General features: G+C 70.1%; 15 protein-coding genes and 8 pseudogenes. 7 read left to right on the top strand and 16 right to left on the bottom strand.

The genetic code is table 11. From position 1 onward, the window contains the following. Positions 1-59 precede the first annotated feature (59 nt). The 3 genes and pseudogenes from K6K41_RS07675 (at position 60) to K6K41_RS07665 (ending at position 5,227) form a co-directional block, all read left to right on the top strand. The gene (locus K6K41_RS07675) at positions 60-1,061 is read left to right on the top strand and encodes an efflux RND transporter periplasmic adaptor subunit (RefSeq protein ID WP_261404552.1); all 1,002 of its coding nucleotides are present in this window, start codon (positions 60-62) and stop codon (positions 1,059-1,061) included. Between the two features lie 173 nt (positions 1,062-1,234). After that, positions 1,235-4,343: pseudogene (locus K6K41_RS07670) on the top strand (efflux RND transporter permease subunit); the annotation flags it as partial. Positions 4,344-4,555: 212 nt separating this feature from the next. Next, the gene (locus tag K6K41_RS07665) at positions 4,556-5,227 is read left to right on the top strand and encodes a class I SAM-dependent methyltransferase (RefSeq protein ID WP_261404551.1); all 672 of its coding nucleotides are present in this window, start codon (positions 4,556-4,558) and stop codon (positions 5,225-5,227) included. Here the strand turns inward: K6K41_RS07665 and K6K41_RS07660 are convergent. The 3 genes and pseudogenes from K6K41_RS07660 to K6K41_RS30965 form a co-directional block, all read right to left on the bottom strand. Continuing rightward, the gene (locus tag K6K41_RS07660) at positions 5,218-5,838 is read right to left on the bottom strand and encodes a TetR/AcrR family transcriptional regulator (RefSeq protein WP_261404550.1); all 621 of its coding nucleotides are present in this window, start codon (positions 5,836-5,838) and stop codon (positions 5,218-5,220) included. The two genes, K6K41_RS07665 and K6K41_RS07660, sit on opposite strands and share 10 nt — an antisense overlap. A gap of 98 nt (positions 5,839-5,936) precedes the next feature. Then, positions 5,937-6,326, bottom strand: coding sequence for an adenosylcobinamide amidohydrolase (locus K6K41_RS07655; protein ID WP_261404549.1), 390 nt, complete (start codon positions 6,324-6,326; stop codon positions 5,937-5,939). A 76-nt stretch (positions 6,327-6,402) separates the two neighbouring features. Continuing rightward, positions 6,403-6,630 (bottom strand): annotated as a pseudogene (locus K6K41_RS30965) (hypothetical protein); the annotation flags it as partial. A gap of 61 nt (positions 6,631-6,691) precedes the next feature. On the opposite strand from K6K41_RS30965, the gene K6K41_RS07645 reads away from it, so the two are divergent. From K6K41_RS07645 to K6K41_RS07635, 3 genes are all read left to right on the top strand, one after another. Then, positions 6,692-7,453, top strand: a complete 762-nt coding sequence (locus K6K41_RS07645; RefSeq protein WP_261404548.1) for a DeoR/GlpR family DNA-binding transcription regulator — start codon at positions 6,692-6,694, stop codon at positions 7,451-7,453. Between the two features lie 94 nt (positions 7,454-7,547). Continuing rightward, positions 7,548-8,528 carry a phosphotransferase enzyme family protein gene (locus K6K41_RS07640; RefSeq protein ID WP_261404547.1) on the top strand — a complete coding sequence of 327 codons (981 nt, stop codon included), beginning with the start codon at positions 7,548-7,550 and terminating at the stop codon, positions 8,526-8,528. A 54-nt stretch (positions 8,529-8,582) separates the two neighbouring features. Beyond that, positions 8,583-9,851 carry an aspartate aminotransferase family protein gene (locus tag K6K41_RS07635; RefSeq protein WP_261404546.1) on the top strand — a complete coding sequence of 423 codons (1,269 nt, stop codon included), beginning with the start codon at positions 8,583-8,585 and terminating at the stop codon, positions 9,849-9,851. A gap of 133 nt (positions 9,852-9,984) precedes the next feature. On the opposite strand, the gene fabG is transcribed toward K6K41_RS07635, so the two are convergent. Continuing rightward, positions 9,985-10,758: a 3-oxoacyl-ACP reductase FabG gene (gene fabG / locus K6K41_RS07630; protein ID WP_261404545.1), complete on the bottom strand. Its 774-nt coding sequence runs from the start codon at positions 10,756-10,758 to the stop codon at positions 9,985-9,987. Positions 10,759-10,948: 190 nt separating this feature from the next. Between fabG and K6K41_RS07625 the strand changes: the two genes are divergently transcribed. Continuing rightward, entirely contained in the window at positions 10,949-12,496 is a 1,548-nt protein-coding gene (locus K6K41_RS07625) for an APC family permease (protein WP_261404544.1), read from the top strand. A 52-nt stretch (positions 12,497-12,548) separates the two neighbouring features. Here the strand turns inward: K6K41_RS07625 and K6K41_RS07620 are convergent, their stop codons facing one another. The 12 genes and pseudogenes from K6K41_RS07620 to K6K41_RS07565 all read right to left on the bottom strand — a co-directional run bounded on the left by K6K41_RS07620 (position 12,549) and on the right by K6K41_RS07565 (position 23,711). Beyond that, positions 12,549-13,499, bottom strand: coding sequence for a LysR family transcriptional regulator (locus tag K6K41_RS07620; protein ID WP_261404543.1), 951 nt, complete (start codon positions 13,497-13,499; stop codon positions 12,549-12,551). A 94-nt stretch (positions 13,500-13,593) separates the two neighbouring features. After that, positions 13,594-14,028 carry a YybH family protein gene (locus K6K41_RS07615; RefSeq protein WP_261404542.1) on the bottom strand — a complete coding sequence of 145 codons (435 nt, stop codon included), beginning with the start codon at positions 14,026-14,028 and terminating at the stop codon, positions 13,594-13,596. 352 nt (positions 14,029-14,380) lie between these two features. Beyond that, the gene (locus K6K41_RS07610) at positions 14,381-14,503 is read right to left on the bottom strand and encodes a hypothetical protein (protein ID WP_261404541.1); all 123 of its coding nucleotides are present in this window, start codon (positions 14,501-14,503) and stop codon (positions 14,381-14,383) included. Positions 14,504-14,522: 19 nt separating this feature from the next. Continuing rightward, positions 14,523-16,817 (bottom strand): TonB-dependent receptor, encoded by a 2,295-nt coding sequence (locus tag K6K41_RS07605; RefSeq protein WP_261404540.1) that lies wholly within the window; start codon positions 16,815-16,817, stop codon positions 14,523-14,525. A gap of 144 nt (positions 16,818-16,961) precedes the next feature. Further along, positions 16,962-17,636 carry a FecR family protein gene (locus tag K6K41_RS07600; protein ID WP_261404539.1) on the bottom strand — a complete coding sequence of 225 codons (675 nt, stop codon included), beginning with the start codon at positions 17,634-17,636 and terminating at the stop codon, positions 16,962-16,964. Between the two features lie 166 nt (positions 17,637-17,802). Continuing rightward, a pseudogene (locus K6K41_RS07595) lies at positions 17,803-17,916 on the bottom strand (DUF4880 domain-containing protein); the annotation flags it as partial. 74 nt (positions 17,917-17,990) lie between these two features. Next, positions 17,991-18,494, bottom strand: coding sequence for an RNA polymerase sigma factor (locus K6K41_RS07590; protein ID WP_315855156.1), 504 nt, complete (start codon positions 18,492-18,494; stop codon positions 17,991-17,993). Between the two features lie 150 nt (positions 18,495-18,644). Beyond that, positions 18,645-19,443 (bottom strand): annotated as a pseudogene (locus tag K6K41_RS07585) (iron ABC transporter ATP-binding protein). Continuing rightward, a pseudogene (locus tag K6K41_RS07580) lies at positions 19,440-20,373 on the bottom strand (iron chelate uptake ABC transporter family permease subunit). Before K6K41_RS07580 ends, K6K41_RS07585 begins: the two co-directional pseudogenes overlap by 4 nt. A 22-nt stretch (positions 20,374-20,395) precedes the next feature. Further along, positions 20,396-21,299 (bottom strand): annotated as a pseudogene (locus K6K41_RS07575) (iron chelate uptake ABC transporter family permease subunit); the annotation flags it as partial. Further along, positions 21,296-22,197 (bottom strand): annotated as a pseudogene (locus tag K6K41_RS07570) (siderophore ABC transporter substrate-binding protein). The pseudogenes K6K41_RS07570 and K6K41_RS07575, both read right to left, overlap by 4 nt. 102 nt (positions 22,198-22,299) lie before the next feature. Further along, positions 22,300-23,711: pseudogene (locus K6K41_RS07565) on the bottom strand (NAD-dependent succinate-semialdehyde dehydrogenase). Between the last annotated feature and the right edge of the window lie 60 nt (positions 23,712-23,771).

Here is a 23,771-nt window from a genome sequence, read left to right as displayed (position 1 = left end):
TCAAGATCGAAGCCGACAGCGCGCCGGCCAAGGCCGCGGTCGCCGAACAGGCGACCGCCGTGACCGTGGCGCGCGTCGAGCAGAAGTCCGTCACGCCCTGGGCCGCCTTCTCGGGACGCCTCGAAGCGGTCGACCGCGTCGAGATCCGGCCGCGCGTCGCGGGCGAGATCGTCGCGGCCCATTTCCGCGAGGGCGCGCTGGTCAAGCGCGGCGACGTGCTGTTCACGATCGACCGCGAGCCCTATGCGGCGGCGGTCGACCGCGCCCGCGCCGAGGTCGCGGCCGCCGAGGCCAGGGTGAGCCTCGCGCGCTCCGACCTCGACCGCGGCCGCAAGATGACCTCGATCGCGATCTCGGGCCGCGACCTCGACCAGCGCGACAGCGAGCTCCGCTCGGCCGAAGCCGCGCTTCAGGGCGCGCAGGCCTCGCTGCGCTCCGCCGAGCTCGACCTCGGCTACACCGAGATCCGCGCTCCGGTCGCAGGCCGCGTCGGCCGCATCGAGATCACGGCCGGCAATCTCGTGGCGGCCGGCCCGGCGCCCCGGTGTTGGCGCGGCTCGTTTCGGTCGATCCGATCTATGCGAGCTTCGACGCCAACGAGGACGCGGTCTCGCGCGCCCTCGACAGCCCCGCAGGACCGCGACCGCGCCGACAACGTCTCGGCGATCCCCGTCGCGATCGAGGGCGCAGGCGAGGGGCGGCTCGCTTATGTCGACCCGACGGTCGACGCCGCGACCGGCTCGGTGCGGTTGCGCGCGGTGTTCGCCAATCCGACGGGTCGTCTCTCGCCCGGCCAGTTCGCTCGCATGAAGCTCGGCACGGCCAAGGCCGAGACCGTGGTTCTCGTCAGCGAGCGCGCGGTCGCGGCCGACCAGGACCGCAAATACGTGCTCGTCGTCGGCGACGACAACCGCGCAGTCTATCGCGAGGTGACGCTCGGGCCGACGAGCGACGGGCTGAAGGTCGTCACCAGCGGCCTTCGCGAGGGCGAGCGCGTGGTGGTCGAGGGGTCCAGAAGCTCAAGCCCGGGGCGCTCGTCGCGCCCGAGCCGGTGGCGATGAGCGCGAGGGCGCCGCTCAGCAAGCAGGCCTCCGCCAACTGACGTCGTCCGCGTAACCCCCGGACCGGCGGCTTTCCGAGCGCCGGCCCGGCGGACCCCCGCGTTCCCTGAAATCGATCCGGACCCGGCGCGCGATGCGGCCGGGAAGGGCGGAGCTCTACTCAGAGGCCGACCATGAACATCTCGCGCTTCTTCATCGATCGCCCGGTCTTCGCGGGCGTGCTCTCGGCGATCATCTTCCTCGTCGGGCTGCTCTCGATCCCGGTGATGCCGATCTCCGAATATCCGGAGGTCGTGCCGCCGCAGGTCGTGGTGCGCGCCACCTATCCGGGCGCGAACCCCAAGGTCATTTCCGAGACGGTGGCGACGCCGATCGAGGAGCAGATCAACGGCGTCGAGGACATGCTCTACATGTCCTCCCAGGCCACGACCGACGGCGTGATGACGCTGACCGTGACGTTCGCGCTCGGGACCGATCCGGACAAGGCTCAGCAGCTTGTCCAGAACCGGGTCTCACAGGCCGAGCCGCGGCTTCCCGAAGAGGTGAGGGCGCTCGGCGTCACCACGGTGAAGTCCTCGCCGGACCTGACGCTGGTGGTCCATCTCACCTCGCCCAACGGACGCTACGACTCCAAGTATCTGCGCAACTACGCGGTGCTGAACGTGAAGGACCGCCTCGCCCGCATCCAGGGCGTCGGGCAGGTGCAGCTGTTCGGCTCGGGCGACTATTCGATGCGTGTCTGGCTCGACCCGCAGAAGGTGGCCGAGCACGGGCTGTCGGCCGCCGACGTGGTGGCGGAGATCCGCGCCCAGAACGTGCAGGCGGCGGCCGGGCAGGTGGGCGGTTCGCCGACGCCGTCCGACGTCGAGTTCCAGCTTTCGGTGAACGCCCAGGGCCGCCTCCAGTCCGAGGAGGAGTTCGGCGACATCATCGTGAAGTCGGGCGCGAACGGCGAGATCGTGCGCCTGCGCGACGTTGCGCGGCTCGAAATGGGCGCGTCGGACTACGCGCTGCGCTCGCTGCTCGACAACAAGTCCGCGGTCGCCATCCCGGTGATGCAGGCCCCGGGCTCGAACGCGATCGAGATCGCCGACAAGGTCCAGGCCGAGATGCGCGACATCAAGGCCAACATGCCGGACGGCGTCGACTACTCGTCGTCGACGACACCACCGTTCGTGCGCTCCTCGATCGAGGCGTGGTGCACACCCTGCTCGAGGCGGTGGCGCTCGTCGTGTGGTGATCCTGTTCCTGCAGACCTGGCGGGCCTCGATCATTCCGCTCATCGCCGTTCCGGTCTCGATCGTCGGCACCTTCGCGGCGATGCATGCGCTGGGCTTTTCGATCAACGCGCTCAGCCTGTTCGGCCTCGTGCTCGCGATCGGCATCGTGGTCGACGACGCGATCGTCGTGGTCGAGAACGTCGAGCGCAACATCGAGGAGGGGCTCCAGCCGCGCGCGGCCGCCCTGAAAGCCATGGAGGAGGTCTCCGGCCCGATCGTCGCGATCGCGCTGGTGCTGGTCGCGGTGTTCGTGCCGCTCGCCTTCATCTCGGGCCTCACGGGCCAGTTCTACAAGCAGTTCGCGCTCACCATCGCGATCTCGACCGTGATCTCGGCGATCAACTCGCTCACGCTGTCGCCCGCGCTCGCGGCGCTGCTGCTGAAGGGCCACGGCGCGCCGAAGGACCGGCTGACGCGGGGCATGGACTTCCTGTTCGGCTGGTTCTTCCGCCGCTTCAACCGCGGCTTCGCCTGGGCGTCGGAGTCCTACGGGCGCGGCGTCAGCTTCGCGATCGGCCGCAAGGTCCTGATGCTCGTGCTCTATGTCGGCCTGATCGGAGTCACGGGGCATCTGTTCAAGATCATCCCGGGCGGCTTCGTGCCGGCGCAGGACAAGCAGTATCTCGTGGGCTTCGCGCAGCTGCCCGACGCCTCGACGCTCGACCGCACCGAGGACGTCATCCGCCGCATGGGCGACGTCGCGCTGAAGTCGCCGGGCGTGGAGAGCGCGGTGTCGTTTCCGGGCCTGTCGATCAACGGGTTCACCAACTCGTCGAACGCCGGCATCGTGTTCGTGACGCTCAAGCCCTTCGAGGAGCGCAAGGACCCGAGCCTCAGCGCCGCCGCGATCGCCCAGAGCCTCAACATGCAGTACGCCTCGATCAAGGAGGCGACCATCGCCATGTTCCCGCCGCCGCCCGTGCAGGGCCTCGGCACGATTGGCGGCTTCAAGCTGCAGATCGAGGACAAGGCGGGGCAGGGCTACGCGGCGCTCGACCAGGCCACTAAGGCGTTCCTCGCCAAGGCCAACCAGGCGCCCGAGCTCGCCGGCCTGTTCTCCTCCTATCAGGTGAACGTGCCGCAGCTTTACGCCGACATCGACCGGACCAAGGCGCGCCAGCTCGGCGTCGCGGTCTCGGACGTGTTCAACACGCTGCAGATCTATTTCGGCTCGCTCTACGTCAACGACTTCAACGCCTTCGGCCGCACCTATTCGGTGCGCGTGCAGGCCGACGCCGCCTATCGCGCCCGGCCCGAGGACATCGGTTTCCTGAAGGTCCGCTCTGCGTCCGGCGAGATGATCCCGCTGTCGGCGCTGATGAGCGTGAAGCCCTCCACGGGGGCCGAGCGCGCCATGCGCTACAACGGCTTCCTGTCGGCTGACGTCAACGGCGGCGCGGCGCCCGGCTACTCGACCGGGCAGGCGCAGGACGCGGTGGCGCGGATCGCGGCCGAGACGCTGCCCAAGGGCTTCTCCTACGAGTGGACCGAGCTCACCTATCAGGAGATCATCGCGGGCAATTCGGGGCTCATCGTCTTCCCCGTCGCGATCCTGCTGGTGTTCCTCGTGCTCGCCGCGCAGTACGAGAGCCTGACGCTGCCGATCGCCATCATCCTGATCGTGCCGATGGGCATTCTGGCGGCGCTCGTCGGGGTGTGGCTCTCGGGCGGGGACAACAACGTCTTCACCCAGATCGGCCTGATCGTGCTTGTCGGCCTATCGGCCAAGAACGCGATCCTAATCGTCGAGTTCGCGCGCGAGCTGGAGATGCACGGGCGCACCCCGCTCCAGGCCGCGATCGAGGCGAGCAGGCTGCGTCTGCGGCCGATCCTGATGACCTCGCTCGCCTTCGTCATGGGCGTGCTGCCGCTCGTCATCTCGACCGGCGCAGGCTCGGAGATGCGCGCCGCGATGGGCGTCGCGGTGTTCTCCGGCATGATCGGCGTCACCGCCTTCGGCCTGTTCCTGACGCCGGTGTTCTACGTCCTCGTCCGCCGTCTGGCGGGCGTGAAGGAGACGCAGGCGCCGGCCGAGAAGACCGAGGAACCGGCCGTTTCTCACGAGAGCGCGCCCCCGGCGCCCCGCTCTCGCTCGGATGAGGCGCGCGGGGAAGATAGCGTCCCCCGCATCTTCGCGCGTTTCATAGGACGGCCGCCGGAGGGGGCTCCGGCGGCCGTCGTCGTTTTGACAGGAAGGGCTGGGAGGAAGGTCCGATGAACGTCTTCGACGATCCGGACGCCGTCGCCTCCTACGCCGAGCGGCCGAAGCGCCAGGTGCCGGGCTTTTCCGACATGCAGCGCATGGCGATGCTGCTGCTCGCCGAACGCGCGGCGGACGAGGCGCGCATTCTCGTGGTCGGCGCCGGCGGCGGGCTCGAACTCAAGGTCTTTGCGGAAGGCCGCCCCGGCTGGCGCTTCGATGGGGTCGACCCGTCGGCCGAGATGCTGAAGCTCGCGCGGCTGACGCTCGGGCCGCTCATCGAGCGCGTCACGCTTCACGAAGGCGAGGTCGACGCGGCGCCCGACGGGCCGTTCGACGGCGCGAGCTGCCTGCTGGTGCTGCACTTCCTGCCGGAGGACGCGCGCCTGCGTCTGCTTCGGGAGATCCGCCGGCGGCTGAAGCCCGGCGCGCCGCTCGTCGTCGTGCATCACAGCTTCCCGCGCCCGAAGGCGGAAGCGGAGCTCTGGCTGTCGCGATATGCGGCCTTCGCGGCGTCGTCGGGAACGGACCCGGCGCAGGCGGCGAACGCGGCGCAGACGATGGCCGAGCGCCTGCCGGCGCTCTCGCCCGAGCAGGACGAAGCCATGCTGCGCGAGGCGGGCTTCTCGAATGTCGGACTGTTCTACGCCGCCTTCACGTTCCGCGGCTGGGTCGCCTACGCCTGAGCGGCGAGCGCCGGGGCCTCGATGGGCGCCGCCACGGGCAGCGCCCGCAGCGCCATCGCGCCGACCTTTTCGAGCTCGTCGCGGCGCGCGCCCGACGTGGCCTTCACGGCCATGCCGAGACCGACCGACATCACGAAGCGGGCCCAGTCGGCGGGATCTTCGCCCGCCGGCAGCTCGCCCTCGGCGGAAGCGCGTTCGAAGCGCTCGCGCAGCGTCGCTTCGCTCAAGCTGCGACGGGCGATCAGCTCCTTGCGGATGGCCGCGCTCTCGCCGCCGCCGCAGACCGCGCTGTTGACGCCGAGGCAACCGGGGGGATGCATCGGGTCGGTCAGCACCTGGGCGTAGCCGTCGAGCAGGCGCTCGATCGCGCGGAGCACCGAGCGCTCGGCGAGCGCGTCGGCCACGAAGCAGAGATGGCTCTCTTCGTAGCGGTCGAGCACCTTGCGGAAGAGCTCTTCCTTGTTGCCGTATGTGGCATAGAGGCTCGGGCGCGTGATTCCCATGGCCTCGGTGAGGTCGCTCAGAGACGCGCCCTCATAACCGTGCTTCCAGAAGACCTGGAGCGCAGCGCAGAGCGCGGTGTCCGGGTCGAACTCTTTGGGCCTGCCCATGTCACGCGGGCTCCGAGAATTTCATACCAATCGATATAGTCTCCCGCCCCTGATTTGTCGAGGCGCGAGGCGGGGCTTTCGTCACGCCGCCGTGAGCCTCAGGCGCGGCCGTCGATCCATTCGCGGACGCCGCTTTTGACGGCGTCGTAGACCGCGGCTCCGAGCGCTTCGCCGACAGGCGTGTGCAGCCCCGCGAAGGGCGCTGGCTCGCCTTCCGCCGGGCAGGCGAGCGCGATGCAGTCGGTGCCCGTGCCGGTGGCGAGGCCGCCCGCATAGGCGCAGTCCATCACCGCGGCGGTGCGGGCCTGCGTCCCGATCGAAACGGCTTCGAGCAGCGCGGCGTCCGTCAGCGCGACCGAGACGGCGGCGAGAAGATTGATCGTGCCGGTCCGACGCCCCGGGCCGGACGCGACGCCGATCCGCCCGGCGTTCGACAGGCCCGCGGTCGCAAGGCACTGCGCCGCGACGCCGCCCGCCCATCGCGCCACGCCCGAGTGATGGGCGCACGTCGCGCGCGGTCATCATTGCGACAGCGTCCGAAAGCCCCGCATCGCCGAGCTTCGCGTCGAGCAACGCCGCGGGATCGACTTCCGGCGGCAGGTCGGCGTCCTTCACCTCGAGCCAGACGACCTTTCGGGCGACCTGCCGCCCCGGCCGCGCGACCGCCCAGCTCAGAACGGCGACGGGCGCGGGGAAGCGCGCGACGAGGAGCGGGCGCGCGCAGTGGACGGCGAAGAGCGGCTGTGGAGAATGGCCGGCGGCCGGTTCGTCAAGTCGGGCGGGGCCATCCATCTTCGCGTCCGGCGTCGTCTCAAGGGCAGCGTTCGGATCGGGCAGTAGCGATCTTTCCCGCATGAAGCCATCGAAAGCCGCGCGCCACAGCCACATCCTCGCCGAGGTCGGCCAGACCCCGAGCCTGCGCGTCGCGGAGCTTGCGGCGCGCATGGGCGTGTCGACCGAGACCATCCGGCGCGACCTCGACGAACTCACCGAGCAGCGGCTGATCAACCGCACCTATGGGGGCGCGGTGCGCTCGCCCGGCGCCGAGCCCGCGGTCGGCGAGCGCCACGGCCTGCTGGTCGCCGAGCGCGAGCGCATCGCCCGCGCGGCCTCGGCCCGCATCAAGCCCGGCGCGATGGTGATGATCGGCTCCGGCGCGACCACGACGCATGTCGCGCGCAGGATCGCGATCGACCACCGGCGGCTCACCGTCGTCACCCATTCGTTCAGCGTCGCCACGGTGCTCGCGCTCAACCCCACCATCGACGTGCTGATGGCGCCGGGCCGGTATCTGGCGAGCGAAGGCGCGATGGTCGGCGCGCTGACGACGCGGTTCTTCGGCGACTTCACGGCCGACGTCGCGATCGTGGGCGCGAGCGGGCTCACCGCCGAGGGCGCGACCGACGCGATGGTGGAGGAGGCGGCGGTCTACGGGACGATCGTATCCCGCGCGGCGGAGACGCTGATGGTCGCGGACCGGTCGAAGTTCGACCAGGTGTTTCCGGCCCGCTTCGCCTCCTGGCGGGAGATCGGGACGCTGATCAGCGACGCGAGGCCCGAAGGGGCGCTCGGCGAGACGATCGGGCGCCACGGGGTGGAGCTGGTTCTCGCCTGAGCCGCGCCCGCGGCGATGTTGTGACCGCGCCATCGATGTTGCACTTCCCACATTTGCGTGGGATCACTCAGGCGAACGATCCGCGGGGCCACGCATGTACGACGCCGGTTTCCTGTCGAGGCTCGAGACGCGGCTGCGCGGCGCGCTGCCCGAATGGGGCCTTCAGCCTGACGCGCCGCTGAAACTGCTGACGATCTCCGAGAACGCGACCTTCCTCGCGCATGACGGCGCCGGGACGCCCATCGTGTTCCGCGTCCACCGGCCGGACTATCAGGCGGCCGACGAGATCCGCTCCGAGCTCGACTGGGTGTCGGCGCTGAGGGCCGACGGCGTCGCGGCGACGCCGGAGCCGATGATCCGCCGGGACGGCGGCCTGCTCGGCGCCTTCGAGGACGAGGGCGAGACGCGCCATGTCGCGGCGTTTGAGTTCATGAGCGGCAAGGAGCCGGAGCCCGGAGAGGATCTCGCAGCGTGGTACCGCATCCTCGGGGCGATCACGGCGCGCCTGCACGGTCATGCGCGCGGCTGGGCGGCGACGCCGGGGTTCCGGCGCAAGACCTGGAATTTCGACACGACGATCGGCGCGACGCCGCTCTGGGGCGACTGGCGCGCGGGGCTCGGGCTCGACGACCCAGGCCGCGCCCTCATCCAGCGCGCCGGCGACCGGCTGCGCGACGAGCTCGCAGCCTATGGCGCGACAGGCGACAAGGTCGGGCTGATCCATTGCGACCTGCGGCCCGCCAACCTTCTCGTCGACGGCGACCGGCTCGCGGTGATCGACTTCGACGACTGCGGCTTCTCGTGGTTCATGTACGACTTCGCCGCGGCGGTCAGCTTCATGGAGCACGAGCCGTTCATTCCGGAGCTGCTCGAGGCCTGGCTCGCGGGCTACGAGACGGTCGCGCCGGTCTTGTCCGAGGACCGCGCCGTCATGCCCGCGCTCATGATGCTGCGGCGGATCCAGCTCACCGCCTGGATCGCGAGCCACGCCGAGACGCCGACCGCGCAGTCGATGGGCGACGCTTACACGCACGGAACGCTCGCGCTCGCCGAGCGCTACCTCTCTTCCCGATGACGCAAGGCCAGGCCATGTCCGCGGCGAGCCGCCAGATCCTGAAGCTCAACGCCTATGACGCGGCCGCGCCCGCCGAACTCGACGCCGACGTCGCGGCTCGTGGAGCGCCGGCAGGCCACGATGGGCCCGACCTCGGTGCTGTTCTACGAGAAGCCGCTGCATGTGGTCTCGGCCGAGGGCGTCTGGCTCCAGACCGCCGACGGTGCGCGCTATCTCGACGTCTACAACAACGTCCCCTCGGTCGGGCACTGCAACCCGCGCGTCGTGAAGGCGATCGCCGACCAGGCCGCGCAGCTCAACATCCACACGCGCTATCTCTACGACGTGGTGCACACCTACGCCGAGCGGCTGCTCGCCACCTTCGGCGCGCCGCTCGACAAGGTCGCGTTCTGCTGCACCGGCAGCGAGGCCAACGACCTTGCGCTCCGCATCGCGACCGCGGCCACGGGCAAGCGCGGCTTCGTCGTCACCGAGGCCGCCTATCACGGCAACACCGCCGCCGTGACCGACGTCTCGCCGTCCTCGCGCCCCGGAAAGCCGCTCGCGCCTCACATCCGCGCCGTGCCGGCGCCGATCGGGGCCGGGCTCGAGGCCTTCGCCAGCAATGTCGAGGCGGCGATCGCGGATCTCGAGCGCTCCGAGTTCGGCTTCGCCGGGCTGATCGTCGACACGATCTTTTCGAGCGACGGCGTCGCGGCGGATCCGGCCGGCTTCCTGAAGGACGCGGTCGAAGCGACGCACCGCGCCGGCGGCCTCTTCATCGCCGACGAGGTGCAGCCTGGGTTCGGGCGCACCGGCGCAGCCATGTGGGGCTTCGTTCGCCACGGCGTCGCGCCCGACGTCGTCACCATGGGCAAGCCGATGGGCAACGGCATGCCGATCGCGGGCGTCGTCTCCAGCGCCCCGCTGCTGAAGGCGTTTGCGGACTCGACCGGCTACTTCAACACGTTTGGCGGCAACCCCGTGACCACCGCGGCGGCGCTCGCCGTGCTCGATGAGATCGAGGAGCGCGGGCTCGTCGCGAACGCGGCCGATGTCGGCGGCCACCTGCTCGCCCGGCTGCGGGGGCTGACGAACCGGCGCGGCCAAATCGGCGAGGTGCGCGGCGCGGGGCTCTATCTCGGCGTCGATTTCGTGCGCGACGGCGCGCCCGCGCCCGAGACCGCGACCCGCGTGATCAACGCGCTGCGCGAGCGAAAAATCCTGATCGGGGCCGCGGGGCTCTACGGCAACGTGCTGAAGATCCGCCCACCGCTGGTGTTCGAACGCGCCCACGCCGACATGCTGGTCGACGCGCTGGACGAGGTGCTGGCGGAGGGCTGACAGCCCACTTGTCCCGGACTTGATCCGGGACCCAGAGCCGAGGCGCTTTCCGACGAAGGCTTTGACTTGACCGCGTTTGCTGGCCCAGCCGTGTCGGCTCTGGGTCCCGGATCAAGTCCGGGACAAGGGGGCGCTAGTCCCCCATGGCGTCGAGCGCGCCGGGGCTTTCGGGGAGCACCTGGCCGCCGTCGACCACGATGGTCTGGCCCGTGACGTAGCCAGCGCCCTCGCTTGCGAAATAGAGCGCGGCGTTGGCGATGTCCGACACCGCGCCGAGGCGCTTCATCGGGATGCAGGCGCTCATTTGGTCGAGATAGTCCTGGCCCATGCCGGCGAGCCCCTCGGTCAGGATGTTGCCCGGCATCACCGCGTTGACCGTGATCCCGAAGGGCGCGAGCTCGACGGCCGCCGTGCGCATGAAGCCGAGCTGGCCGGATTTGCTCGCCCCGTAATGCGACCAGCCCGGATAGCCGGTGATCGGCCCGGTGATCGACGAGGTCAGCACGATGCGGCCCGCGCCGGCCGCCTTCATGGCCGGCAGCACGGCCTGGGCGGAAAACACCGTGCTCTTGAGGTTGGCGTTGATGACGAGGTCGAAATCCGCCTCGGTCATCTCGGAGAGCTTGGCCGACGGGAAAATGCCGGCGTTGGCGCAGAGCACGTCGATCGCGCCGTAGCGCTCGACGGCCGCGGCCGCCATCGCCTTCGCGGCTTCGGGCCTGGAGAGGTCCGCGGCGAAGCCCGAGGCGCCGCCGCCGATCTCGGCTGCGACCGCGCTCGCTTCCGCCTCGTTGCGCGAGACCACCAGCACCGAATAGCCGGCGTCGGAAAAGCCCTTGGCGATGCCCTTTCCGATGCCTTTCGAGCCGCCAGTGACGATCGCGATGCGGGTGCGGTCTGAACTCATCGGGCGCCTCTGGGCCAAAGAAAGGAGAGGCCAAAAGCTTGCCTATCGATGAGGCGTTGTAAACCCAACATCTGCCTGTTGTTGATCCAACAGTTCCCGTCCGACCCGCCAAGCTCAAGCGCTGCCTCACGAATCCGTGAGGCACAGTTGATGCATGGGCTTTTCGAGACGCGAAACGGGAGAGGGTCGCATGTCGAGCATTGATGCAACGTCGTCGTCGCTGGCGGCGCCAAGCTCCGGGATGGACGTCGCGAGCCGAAGCGACGTGCACAAGCTGCATGGCGGGGCGATCGGCCTCGTCGGCGTGCTGCAGCTCACCGTGACGGGGGCTGCGCCCATCACCGCGATGCTCGGCAACGTGCCGATCGTGGTCGGCAACGGCGTCGGCGTCGGCGCGCCCGCCGCCTTCCTGTTCGCCACGATCGTGCTGACGATCTTCTCGGTCGGCTACGCCGAGATGGCGCGGAAAGTCTCGGCCGTCGGCGGCTTCTACTCCTTCATCAGCCACGGGCTCGGCCGCGAGTCGGGGATGGCGCTCGCGCTGGGGTCGATCGTCGCCTATTCGGTGTTCGAGGCCTCGCTCGCAGGCGGTTTCGCCTATTTCGCCTCCGCCAAGCTCGCCGGTTGGGGGATCACGATCCCATGGCCCTACCTCTCCATGGTGATGCTCGCGGCCGTCGCGGCGTGCTCCTATTTCGACGTGAAGATCTCGGTCGCGATCCTGGGCGTGGCGCTCATCGGCGAGGTCATCGCGCTCACCGTGTTCGACATCGGGGTGTTCACCAACTCCGGCGTGACCGCCAATCCCGCGGCGCTCAATCCGCTCGCGGCCTTCCAGGGGTTCGACGCGCCAGGCAGCCTGAGCCTGACCGCGGGCGTCGCCTCGATCGGCCTGTTCTTCGCCTTCTGGAGCTGGGTCGGCTTCGAGATGGCGCCGAACTACGCCGAGGAGTCAAAAAACCCCAAGAAGATCATCCCGCTGTCGCTTTACATCTCGGTGATCTCGCTCGGGATCTTCTACATCATCACCAGCTGGGCGGCGCTTTCGGCCTATCCGACGCCCGCCGACGCGATCGCCGCCGGCCAGACCGACGCCGCGAACTTCTTCATGAAGCCAGCTTCGACGCTTGTCGGCCCATGGCTCGGCGACGCGATGAGCTACCTCATCCTGATCTCGTCCTTCGCCTGCGGGATGGCGTTCCACAACACCGCCTCGCGCTATCTCTACTCGCTCGGCCGCGAGGGCATTCTGCCGAAGGCCGTCGGCAAGACGCACCCGGTCTACAAGGCGCCCTACGTCGCCTCATTCACCCAGTCGGCGATCGCCGCGGTTCTGGTCATCGTGTTCGCCGCGGCGCTCGGCATGGACGATCCGAACCAGGCCTATGCGGGCCTCTACGGCCTGATGGCGCTGTTCGGCACCACGCTGATCCTCGTGGCGCAGGCGGTCGTGTCGGTCGCCATCATCGCCTATTTCAAGCGCGAGCATCCGCAGGACCACCACTGGTTCAAGACGCTGGTCGCCCCCGCGATCGCCTTCGTGGCGCAGGTGGCGGTCATCGTCATGCTGGTGGCCAACCTCGACTTCCTCTCGGCCGGCTACGCCTTCGCCAAGTGGATCCCGGGGCTCACCGTCGCGATCCTCGCGATCGGCTTCGGCGGCGCGATGATCCTGAAGCGCATGAACCGGGCGAAATACGACTCGATCGGCCGGATGATCTACCAGGGCGTGGACTGAGCCGACCCCGTCGCGCCCGTCCCGGAAGCCGGGGCGGGCGCGACCGCCACCTTCAAGGGCGCAGGCGCTCGACCGGCGGGGCGCCGCCAGCGACGATCGGAAGCGCCTCGACGTAGCGGAGAAACGCCCGCGCCCACTCGGGCGCGAATTTCGGCTCGTGATGGTAGACGTGGACCGGGAAGGTCTCGTCGGCCCAGTCGGGCAGCAGCCGGACGAGGCGGCCCTCGGCGAGATGGGGCTGCGCGTAGATCTCGAGCGGCTGACCGACGCAGAGGCCGCCGAGGCACGCGCCCATCAGCGAGCCGGCGTCGTTGACCGTCACGCGCCCCGTAACCGAGATCGGCACGGTCTCGCCGGCGCGCACGAACTCCCAGTCGAACGGGCGTCCGGTGGCGGGATTGCGCATCAGAACGCAGTCGTGGCCGGTTTCGAGATCGCGCGGCTCGCCGGGCGCGCCGCGCCGCTCGAGATAGGCCGGCGAGGCGCAGGTGACGACCGCCACGTCCATTAGGCGCCGGCAGATCAGCGGGCTCGCCTGCGCGTCGCCGAAGCGGAAGGCGAGGTCGAACCCGTCGGCCACGAGGTCGCCGAGCCGCTCCTGCACGACGATCTCGACGTCGAGCTCGGGATGGGCCGCGAGGAACGGCTCAAGCGCGGGCGTCAGCACGTGCTGGGCGAAGATCCGGTCGGCGTTGACGCGCAGGAGGCCCGTGACGGCGCTGGTCGTCTCGCGCGCGTCGAAGGCCGCGGCCTCGATGCCGGCGAGCAGCGGCGCGACGGCCTCGTAGAAGCGGCGGCCCTCGTCGGTGAGGGTGACGGCGCGCGACGTGCGGTGAAAGATCCGGACGCCGACGCGCTGCTCGAGCCGCGACACCGCCCGGCTCACCGCCGGCTGGGTGAGCCCCAGCGCCTGGGCGGCGCGCATGAAGTTGCCGGCGCGCACGACCGCCGAAAGGACGCCGACCCCGCTTAGGAGCCGGCTGTCGAAGGTCTGCTTGGTCATGAGCGCCCGTCAGTCCGCGAGAACCGACGGGTCGCATAGCCTCAAAGCGCGCGGCGCTCCAGCGCGCCGCGCCGAAGTCGTCCGGTCCGGGAGATCAGTTCCAGGTGTGGAGCAGCGTCTTGAGGCCGCCGTCCTGCTTCTCGAGCACGTTGATCCAGTTGCCGCTGAAGGTCTTCTTCTGGCCGCCCTCGGACGGGCCGGTCATCTCCCAGCGGCCGGTGGCGACCACGACGTCGCCCTTTGTGCGGACCGACTGGACCGTGATCTTGTGGCCGTCGAAGCCCTTTTCTTTGAGGCCGGCGAAGAACGCCTTGATGTCGGCGCCGGAGCGCTGGTCGGCGTTGGTCACGAGCACCGCGTCCTTCGAATAGAAGGCCGAGAGGTCGTCGAGCTTGCCGCCGTTGTAGGCCGCGTCCCACTTGTCGGCCGCGCCCTGGACGTCGGCCGTGCTGGTCTCGGCTAGAGCCGCGCCCGAAAAGGCGAGCGCGCCCGCCAGAACCGCCGAGCGCGCGAAGGAAGCCAGGGTCATCGTCCATCCTCTCGTCGCCCCGCAGGCCGTCGCCGGGCGGCGGCCTGCGACCATGGGTCGGGGCGCCGGCGAGCCGAGAGGAGCGTGGGTCACGTGTGCCCGCGGACCCTAGACGGCCGGCTCCTCTGCCGAAAATGAATTCGGATCATGTCTGAGATGACTGAAAGTATGGGCGCGTACGGGCGCCGCCGAACGCCAGGCGGGAGATCGTCTCATGGCGGCATGGAGGCGGTGAGCGAGGCCGGACCCGTCAAACTCGGGCGCGCCGTCTCGGGCGTCAAAAACGAACGCGGCGGGGACATGCCCCGCCGCGCCGCCGTCCGTTACGGCCTTGGCCGTGACGTCCCCCGTCTTAGAACTTCACCGCCGCGCTCATGATCACCGAGCGGCCCGGCTCGTAGAGCGGCGTCACGTTGCCGAACTCGCTGCCGTAGCTGGCGCGGCTGCCGTAGGTGTTGTCGAAGATGTTCTTCACGTCTACGCGCAGCGTCGTTTCAAAACCGACCCGTCTGAGGCTTCCATTCGAGGAACGCGTTGACGACCTCGTAGGCCTTGAAGTGCTTGAGGCGATAGCGCTCGCCGGTGTTCTCGTCATAGGCGAAGCCGACGCGCTTGTACTTCGGCGCGATCTCGGCGTCGGCGCCGATGGTGACGTTGTGCTGCGTGAAGGTGTGGGCCGCGGTCAGGGTGATGATGTCGCCGACCGGCGTCGCGATGTAGTTGCCGGTGTCGGCGTCGCCGCGCCGGCCGTTGATGTCGACGTCGATATGGGCCCACTTGATCCGCGCGAAGCCGGTGTCCCAGGCGTAGCCGGCGCCGACCTCGAAGCCGCGCGTCTTGAGGTCGGGCGCCCAGACCGCGCCGAGCCGGTCCCGCAGCGCCGGGCCGCCGAACCCGTCGGGATCGTAGGCGTTCGAATATTTGGCGTTGCGGGCGTTGTCGATGTTGGTGCCGAATACGCTGCCTTCGACGGTGAAGCCGTTGTGCTTGGCGACGAGGCCGAGCGTCACGTTGTCGGCGACGGTCGCCCTCAGCTTCTGCCCGGCTCCCTCATAGAGCCAGAGGTGGTTGAACACGAAGTTCTCGGCGAGCGGCACGCCGCCCCACACGTGGCTGTACGCCGCCTTCGCCGTCAGAAGGTCGTCGATCAGCTCGTATTCGCCGGAGACGTTGCCGCTCAGGCCGCCGTGGTTCTTCTTGGCGCCGGGCGAGTCGTTGACGCCGCGGAACCACTGATAGTCGGCGCGGCCGCCGAAGGAGAGGTGGAAGCGGTCGATAGGCTCCAGCCGCGCCTGCGCGAAGGCGCCTGCCTGGGTCGAGCGCTCCCGCGCGGGAAGGTCGAAGTCGACGGGCGAGTAGTCGATGCGGGCGCGGTCGCGGCGGAAGTCGACGCCGGCGACCACGGTGCCCTTCTCGAACGAGAACTTGTTCTCGGCCTTGGCGCTGTAGGTCGAGGTGTCGCCCATCGCGTCGCGGGCGTAGGCGAAGATGCGGTCGCCGCCCGGGGTCGTGTCGCCGGTCCATTCCCAGATGGGGAGACCGACCTTGGTCTTGCTCCAGGAGGCGACGATCTTCGGGTCCCACCAGCCTTCGGGCGTGGTGTCGGTGTAGGTGAAGACGGCGTTCTGGCGGTCGAGATCGTAACGGCGGGTCTTCGGTTCGCCGACGCGGCCGGCGATCTCGAAGTCCCCGCCGTTCGCGCGGTAGGGGCGATAGGCGTCGTCGCTCACCCGCTCATAGCTGAACTCGAAGCGATCGCCCGAGTCGGCCTCGTAGGCGACCTTGCCGAGGCCGCTCGTGAGATGCGTCGCGGTGCCGCCCACCTTGTCGCCGTTGCCCGCCTTGTATTTGCCGCCGCGCGCGACGTTGAAAAAGCCGAGGACCTCGAAGCCGTTGTGGCGGCCAAAAAGGCCGAGGTTCTGGCTGAAGACGGCGCCGTTGGTGTTGAAGGTGGCCTTCGAGAAGCCGCCCCAGTCCTTCGAGGCGGCCGGCGAAATCCCGTCCTTGGTGACGAGGCCGGGAACCGACGCTGAGGCCGGGCCGAGAAGGTCGACGACGTCCTTGGTCTCGTAGGCGATCGAGCCCGCGAGCGCGGCGAAGCCGGCGTCGGCCGGCGCCACGCCCGCGTCGACGCGGGCCGTCTTCAGCAGCGAGGGGTCGATCACCGTCGTGGCGTTGTGGTGGAACACCTTGTTGTTCTGCGGCGCGCCGTCGATCGAGACCGCGAGGTTGTTCTCCTCGACGCCGTGGACATAGACCTTCTGGCTGAGCGGGATGGAGCTGCCGACCTGGATGCCGGGCTCGCCCGCGAAGACGTCGCGAATGTCGTTCGGCTGCTTGCGCTCCATCTCCTGCGCGGTGACGTCGTACTTGCCGTCGCCGCCGTCCGAACGGCGGACGTTCTGGCCGATGACGTCGATCGGCTCCAGCGTCTCGGCCTCGGTCGCGAGCTGGACCGGCTGGATCTCGCCGACGCGCTCGAGCGTCACGGTGCGCGGGCCCGCGGCGCGGAACCGGAGGCCGGAGCCTTCGAGCAGCTTCTTGAGCGCGCTTTCGGTGTCCTGACGGCCGACCACCGCCGGGGCCTCGCCTTCCAGACGCTGCGCGCCGGGACGGACCACCTGGACGCCGGTCGTGGCGGTGAAGTCGGCGAGCGCGGCGAGCAGCGGTTTTTTTCGGGATGTCGAAGCTGTAGACCGCCGGGTAGGACGGCTCGGCCGCAGCCGGCAGGGCGCCCGCGAGCGCCGCGGCGAGCACCGACGCGCCGCCGAGCAGCGCGCTACGCACATGAATTCCCATAATCCGCCGTCCCCGAACACGCACCGGGCGGCCGCCCCCGCGGCCGCCTCTCACAAGCCGAACGGCTCAGGGCGCGCGGCGCCTCAAAAAAACCTGGCGGAAAAGAGTCGGCGGGACGGCGGAAGGACGAGGCGTCAGCGATAGACCAGCGTGGCGAGGCCGGGGGCGGACGCGGTGCGCAGCCCGAGGCCGCTGCGGAGGGCCTCGATCAGCGCCTGCGGATCTTCGGCGCGGAAGACGCCCGACAGCCGCAGAGCGCGCACTTCGGCCTGCGGCGCGATCACGCGCCCGCCCGCCATCCGGGCGATCTCGCGGAACACGTCTTCGAGCGGGGCGGCGTCGAGCACCAACAGGCCGCGCCGCCAGGCGAGCGCCGTCGAGGGGTCGACGGCCTCCGGAGCCAGGAGGCGGCCGTCGCGGCTCGCCACCTGCTGTCCGGGCGTCAGACGCAGATGCTCGCCGCCCTCCGCCACGCTGACCGACCCGTTCTCGACGGTGACGACGCCCCGGTCGCGGTCGACGCCGAAGGCCGTGCCGGTCACGCGCACGTCGATGTCGCGGGCATGGACCAGAAAGGGGCGGGTCGGATCGGGCGCGACGTCGAACCAGGCGCGCCCACGCAGCAGCTCGACCTCGCGCCGGCCGTTCGAGAAGCGCTCGGACACCGCGCTGTCGGCGTCGAGGAAGAGCGAAGACCCATCCTCGAGCGCGACCGAGAGGCTTTCGCCCGGCGGCGTCGCGTGGTCGGCGCGGGCCCGCGCGATCAGGCCGGGGTCGCGCCAGACGATGACGGCGAGACATGCGGCCATGAGCATGATCGCGACGGCCGCGCGGCCGAACCTGCGGCGCGGCGCAGGCGCGGCGCGCCGCGCCGCGGCGGCGGGCGGCGGCCGCCGGTCTGTCGAGTTCGCGCCACAGGCGCTCGACCTCGGCGAAGGCGCGGCCGTGCTCGGCGTCGGCCTCCAGCCAGCGGCCGAAAGCCTCGCGGTCGGCCGGCGTCGCCTGCGAATTTCCAAGGCGCACGAACCACGCCGTCGCTTCGCGCTCGATCCTTTCGGACCGGGCGCCGTCGTCCCCCGTCGGCTGCATCAGACCCGCGTCGTTCCCGGCTGCGTTTCGCCCGTTATGATATCGGAACGCTCGAGGGTCGACGCCCCCTCAATTCAGGCGCGACGTCGGCGCCAGTCGCGGCAGAAGGAGAGCGCGGAGATCATCTCCTTCTCCACCGTCGAGACCGAGACGCCGAGGCGGGAGGCGATCTCGGGATAGGGGACTTCGTCGACCTTGTTCATCAGGAACACCCGTCGCGTGCGCTCGGGCAGCGCCTCGATGGCGGCGAGCAGCGCGTCGAGCTCCTGACGGCTCGCCGTCGCCTGGTCGGGAGCCGCGAGCCCCGGGGCGAGCTGCTCCTCGGTCATGCGGGCCGCATAGGCCGTGCGCACGCGTGACGCCCGCATGGCGTCGCGCGCCAGATTCTGCGTGGTGCGGACCAGAAGCCCGACGTCGTCGGCCTCGACCTTGCGGCCCGAGAGCTTGACGAAGGCGTCCTGCACGACGTCCTCGGCGGCGTCGCGACACCCCGTGATGCGTCGCGCGATGCGCCTGAGACGGCCATGTTCGCTCGCGTAGAAGCCCGACAGGGCGGAGATCGACGACACGTTCGGCATCACGTCTTCTCGGCAGGCCGGCGCCGCTCGCGACGCGCAGAGGCGTCTTGAGGCGGCGATCGAGTGCGGTTCGCCGGCGTACTTGCGAATGGCTGTCACAAAGACAAAAACATGCAAGGCAAGTCAATCACTTTGTAAAACATCAGTTTATTATAATTCTAAAATGTGGTCGTCCAGCAACTCAAGCATCGTCTTCAAAGATATGTAGAACGAAGGGCGGCCGTCGATGGTCTCGACGCGCATCGAGAAGCCGAAGACGTCGCTCAACGTGTCCGCCGTCAGGATCTCGGCCGGAGGCCCGTCGGCGACGACCCGGCCCGCGCGCATGCACACGATCCGGTCGGCCCAGGCGCGGCGTGGTTGAGTGTCGTGCAGCACGACCACGATCGTGCGGCCGCGCTCGTCGGCGAGCGTGCGGAGGCGCCGCATCAGGTCGCGGGCGTAGGCCATGTCGAGATTGTTGAGCGGCTCGTCGAGCAGCAGGCACGGGGTGTCCTGCGCATAGGCCATCGCCACGAGCGCGCGCTGGCGCTGGCCGCCGGACAACGTCTCGACGAAACGCTCGGCCAGCGGCTCGAGATCGAAAGCGGCGAGCGCCTGCGCCACCATTTCGCGTCCTGCGCCGTCATGCGCCCGCGCGAATGCGGAAACCGGCCGAAGCCGACGAGCTCGCGCACGCGCAGCCGGCTCGCGACGCCCGGATCCTGCCGCAGGATCGCGAGGCGCCGCGCAAGCTCGCGCGAGGGCGCGGTCGCGACCGAGAGGCCGTCGACCGTGACGGCGCCGGTTTCGAGCGCCGCAGCCGCGCGACGAGCGACAGCAGCGTCGATTTTCCCGCGCCGTTCGGGCCGACGAGCGCGGTGACGCCGTCCTTGGCGATGTCGAGCGAGACCTCGGTCAGGATCGCGGCGCCGCGGATGGCGAGCGATACCCCCTCGATGCGGATCATCGCCGGACCTCCATGAACAGCAGCGCCAGGAACATGATGCCCCCGACGAACTCGATCACGATCCCGAGCGACGTCGCGCCGCGAGCCCGTGCTGCAGCAGCGCCTGCCCGCCAACGAGCGCGATCGTCCCGACGAGCGCGGCGGCCGGGAGGAGAGCGGCGTGGCGGCGGGTGCCGACCGCGCGTTCGGCGAGCGCCACCACCACGAGGCCGAGGAAGACCACCGGTCCGACGAGCGCGGTGGAGGCGGCGACGAGGCCTGCGGTGACCGCCATGAGGCCGGCGGTCGCCCGCCGCCAGTCGACGCCCAGTCCGGTCGCGGCGTCGCGGCCGAGCGCGAGCACGTCGAGCTCATGGCGGGCCCGCCAGGCGAGGCCCGAGCCGATCGCGGTCACGATCGCGGCGATCGCCAGGAGGTCCGGGGGCGGATCGCGGTGAAGCTCGCAAAGCTCGAGACCTGCGCGATGGAAAAATCGTTGGGGTCGATCAGCCGCGAGAGCAGGCCCGCGAGGCTGCGGAACAGCACGCCCGCGACGACGCCCGCGAGCAGCAGCAGCGTCATGTCGAGCCGGGCCTTCAGCATCGGCAGCACGAGCGCGAGCGACAGCGCCATCAGCAGCCCGACGTCGGCCAGGAATTTCAGCCGCGGGTCGAGGCTCGCGAAGCCGAGGCCGCCGAGCGTGAAGATCAGCGCGGTCTGGCCGAACATGTAGAGCGCGTCGATCCCCATGATCGAGGGCGTCAGGATGCGGTTGCCCGTGATGGTCTGGAACAGCACGGTCGAGACGCCGATCGCCGTCGCGACCGTGACGAGCCCGGCGAGCCGCACGCCTCGGAGCTCCAGCGCGAAGGCGACGTCGCCGCGGATGTTGAGCGCGAGATAGGCGCCCGCGACGGCGAGCGCGGCGAGCGCGAGCGCGCCAGTCGCCAGGCGCCCCCAGGCATCGGCGGGCCCGCTTGAGCAACAGCGCCAGGAACAGCCCCGCGCCGACGACGCCGAGCACCACGCCGACCGGGATTTCGTAGGGATAGCGCAGCAGGCGGCCGGCGAGGTCGCAGGCGAGCGTCAGCCCGGCGCCCGACAGCGCGACGAGGGGGAGGGCGCCGCGCACGTCGTCGCCGCGCAGCCGCGTCACGAGGTTCGGCGCGACGAGCCCGACGAAGGGCACGACGCCGACGGTCACCACGGTGACGGCCGCCGTCACCGAAACGATCAGCAGCCCGACCTGCATCATCCGGGCGTAGTCGAGGCCGAGCCCCACGGCCGTCTCCTGCCCGAGCGACAGCACGGTGAGGCGGTCGGCCGTCCACCAGGCAGCGCGATCATCAGGGCGGCGGCCCAGAGGATCTCGTAGCGGCCGCGCAGCACGCCGGAGAACTCGCCGACGGTCCAGACCTCGAGATACTGGATCATGTCGAAGCGCCAGGCCGCGAAGGTGAGACCTGCGCCGAGCGTCGCGCCATAGACGAGGCCGACGAGCGGGGTGAGGTAGGGCTGGTCGGGCGGCAGCCGCCGCGCGACGGCCAGAAACAGCGCCGTGCCGGCGAGCGCCGCAAGCGTCGCGATCGCGGTCTTGACCGGCAGGGAGGCGCGGGAAACAGCAGCGTGGCGGCCAGCAGGCCGAGCCCCGCGCTCTGCGCGCTTCCGGCGGTCGCGGGCTCGACGAAGCGGTTGCGCGCCAGCGTCTGCATCACGAGGCCCGCGATCGCGAGCGCGGCCCCGGCGAGGATCGCCGCGAGGGTGCGGGGCGCGCGGCTTTCGAACAGGATCTGCGCGTCGAAGTCGCCGGCTCCGACGGCGAGGCTCGTGGCGACGAGCGCGGCTCCCGCCAGCAGTCCGCAGGCGAGACGCCTCACTTGGCCGCCGAGAACGCGCGCGTCACCGTGTCGAGCACCCGCATGGTGGCCTGAACGCCGCCGGCCGCGATGTAGACGTCGGCGGCCGGCAGGAAGATCACCTGATGCTTGCGCCAGGCCGTGGTCCCGGCCACGAGCTCGTTGTCGAGCGTCGCGCGGGCGTTCTGCTCGCCCGCGCCGAGCGCGGCCGCGCGGTCGACCACGATCAGCCAGTCGGGATCGGCCTTGGCGATGAACTCGAACGACGCCGCTCGCCATGCACCGCCGCGCCGATGCGCTCGACCGCGGGGCTAATCCCAAGTCCCGCATGCAGCCAGCCGAAGCGCGAGCCCGCGCCGTAGACGGTGATCTTGGGCCCGTTGGTCATCAGGATCAGGGCTTTGCCCTTGCCCGCGACCGCCGCGCGCGCGGCCGAAACCGCGGCGTCGAGCTTTTCCTCTATGGCCCTGGCCTGCGCCTGCCGGCCGAACAGCGCCCCATAGGCGTCGAGCCGCTCGCGGGATTCGGCCAGAAGGTCGGCTCCCGCCATGGTCATGTCGATCGTCGGGGCGACGCGCGACGTCGAGGCGGAGCGGGGCGAGGAGCGGCCGCCGACGATGATAAGGTCGGGTCGGAGCGCGTTGAGCGCCTCTAGGTCGGGCTCGAACAGCGTGCCGACCGGCTCGGCCTTCTTCGCGACGGTCTCGAGCTGGGGCACGAAAATGGTCGCCGGAGCGCCCGCGGGCGCGACGCCGAGCGCGTCGAGCGTGTCGATCGCGGCCACGTCGAACACCGCGACGCGCTTCGGCGTCTCGGCGATCGCGGCGAGCCCCGTCGCGGTGCGGATCTCGACGGCCTCGGCCGCGCCGCTGACGCAGGTCAGGAACGCGAGGCTGGCGAGGAGGCGGATCAAGGTCATGGCGGGCTCGGCGACGGCTACGGAGTGAACGGGCGAGCCCGCCTTGCGTAAACGATCGAACCCGCCGCGTCCCTCATCGCGAGCGCGCCGTCGCCCGCCGCCTCACCTGCGGCGCGTGACGAACTTCGTCCGCAGATACGCTTCGAGGCCTTCCGTGCCGCCCTCGGAGCCGTGGCCGCTGTCCTTGAAGCCGCCGAACGGCGTCTCGGGCACGCCGAGGCCGAAATGGTTGATGGTGACCATGCCGGCCTCCATCTCGTCGGCGATGCGGTCGGCCGCGTTCAGCGAGTTGGTGAAGGCGTAGGACGCGAGCGCGAAGGGCAGGCGCCGCGCCTCGTCGAGCGCCTCGTCGAGCGAGACCCGGTTGACGATGGCGACCGGCCGAACGGCTCCTCGTTCATGATGCGCGCCGACAGCGGAACGTTCGCCAGGATGGTGGGGGCGTAGAAGAAGCCCTGATTGCCGATGCGGCGCCCCCGTGCGGATCTCGGCGCCGTTCGCGGCGGCGTCCTGGATCAGCGCGTCGACGCCCTCGACCCGGCGGGCCTGCGCGAGCGGGCCCATCTTGACGCCGTCCTCCATGCCGTCGCCGACCTTGATGGCTTCCGCCTTCTCCGTGAAGGCGTCGACGAAGCGGTCGAACACCTTGTCGTGGACGAGGAAGCGGGTCGGCGAGATGCAGACCTGGCCGGCGTTGCGGAATTTCGACGCCGCGGCCGCGCCCGCGACCGCCTCCGGGTCGACGTCCTCGGTCACGATGAAGGGCGCGTGGCCGCCGAGCTCGAGCGTCGTGGGCTTCAGGTGCTGGGCGGCGAGCGCGCCGAGATGGCGGCCGACCGGCACGGAGCCCGTGAACGACACCTTCTGGATGATCGGCGAGGCGATCAGCTTCTCGGAGATTTCGGCCGGGACGCCGAATACGAGGTTCACCACGCCTTCCGGAACGCCGGCTTCCTCAAAGCACTTCACCAGCTCGACCGCGCAACTCGGGTCTCCTCGGGCGCCTTGACGATGATCGAGCAGCCGGCCGCGAGCGCCGAGACGATCTTGCGCACCACCTGGTTGACCGGGAAGTTCCACGGGCTGAAAGCCGCGACCGGCCCGATCGGCTCCCGAAGCGAGATCTGGGTGACGTCGCTCGCGCGCGCCGGGATCAGCCGGCCGTAGGCGCGGCGGCCTTCCTCGGCGTTCCATTCGGTGTGCTCGGGCGCGAGCGCGGCCTCGATCCGGGCTTCGGCGATCGGCTTGCCCTGCTCGGCGGTGATGGCCCGCGCCTCGTGGCGCTCGCGCATGTGGCCGGCGGCCTTGCGCATGATCTTCGAACGCTCGACCGGGCTCATGGCCTTCCAGACCAGAAAGCCCTTTTGGGCGGCGGCGAGCGCGCGGTCGAGATCGGCCTCCTCCACGAAAGGAACCTCGCCGGTCTGCTGGCCGGTCGCGGGGTTCAGGATCTTGCCGCGGCGCTTGCCCGAACCTTCGGTCCACACGCCGTCGATGAAGAGGGATGCTGACATGAGAAATAAGCCTTGGCCTGAAAATGAAGAACGGCGGCGCATCCGGCAGGACGCGCCGCC

Source organism: Chenggangzhangella methanolivorans, from assembly GCF_019797865.1.
Classification (GTDB): domain Bacteria; phylum Pseudomonadota; class Alphaproteobacteria; order Rhizobiales; family Methylopilaceae; genus Methylopila; species Methylopila methanolivorans.
Note: the sequence above shows the minus strand (reverse complement) of the source record. Positions and strands in the feature narration are given on the sequence as shown.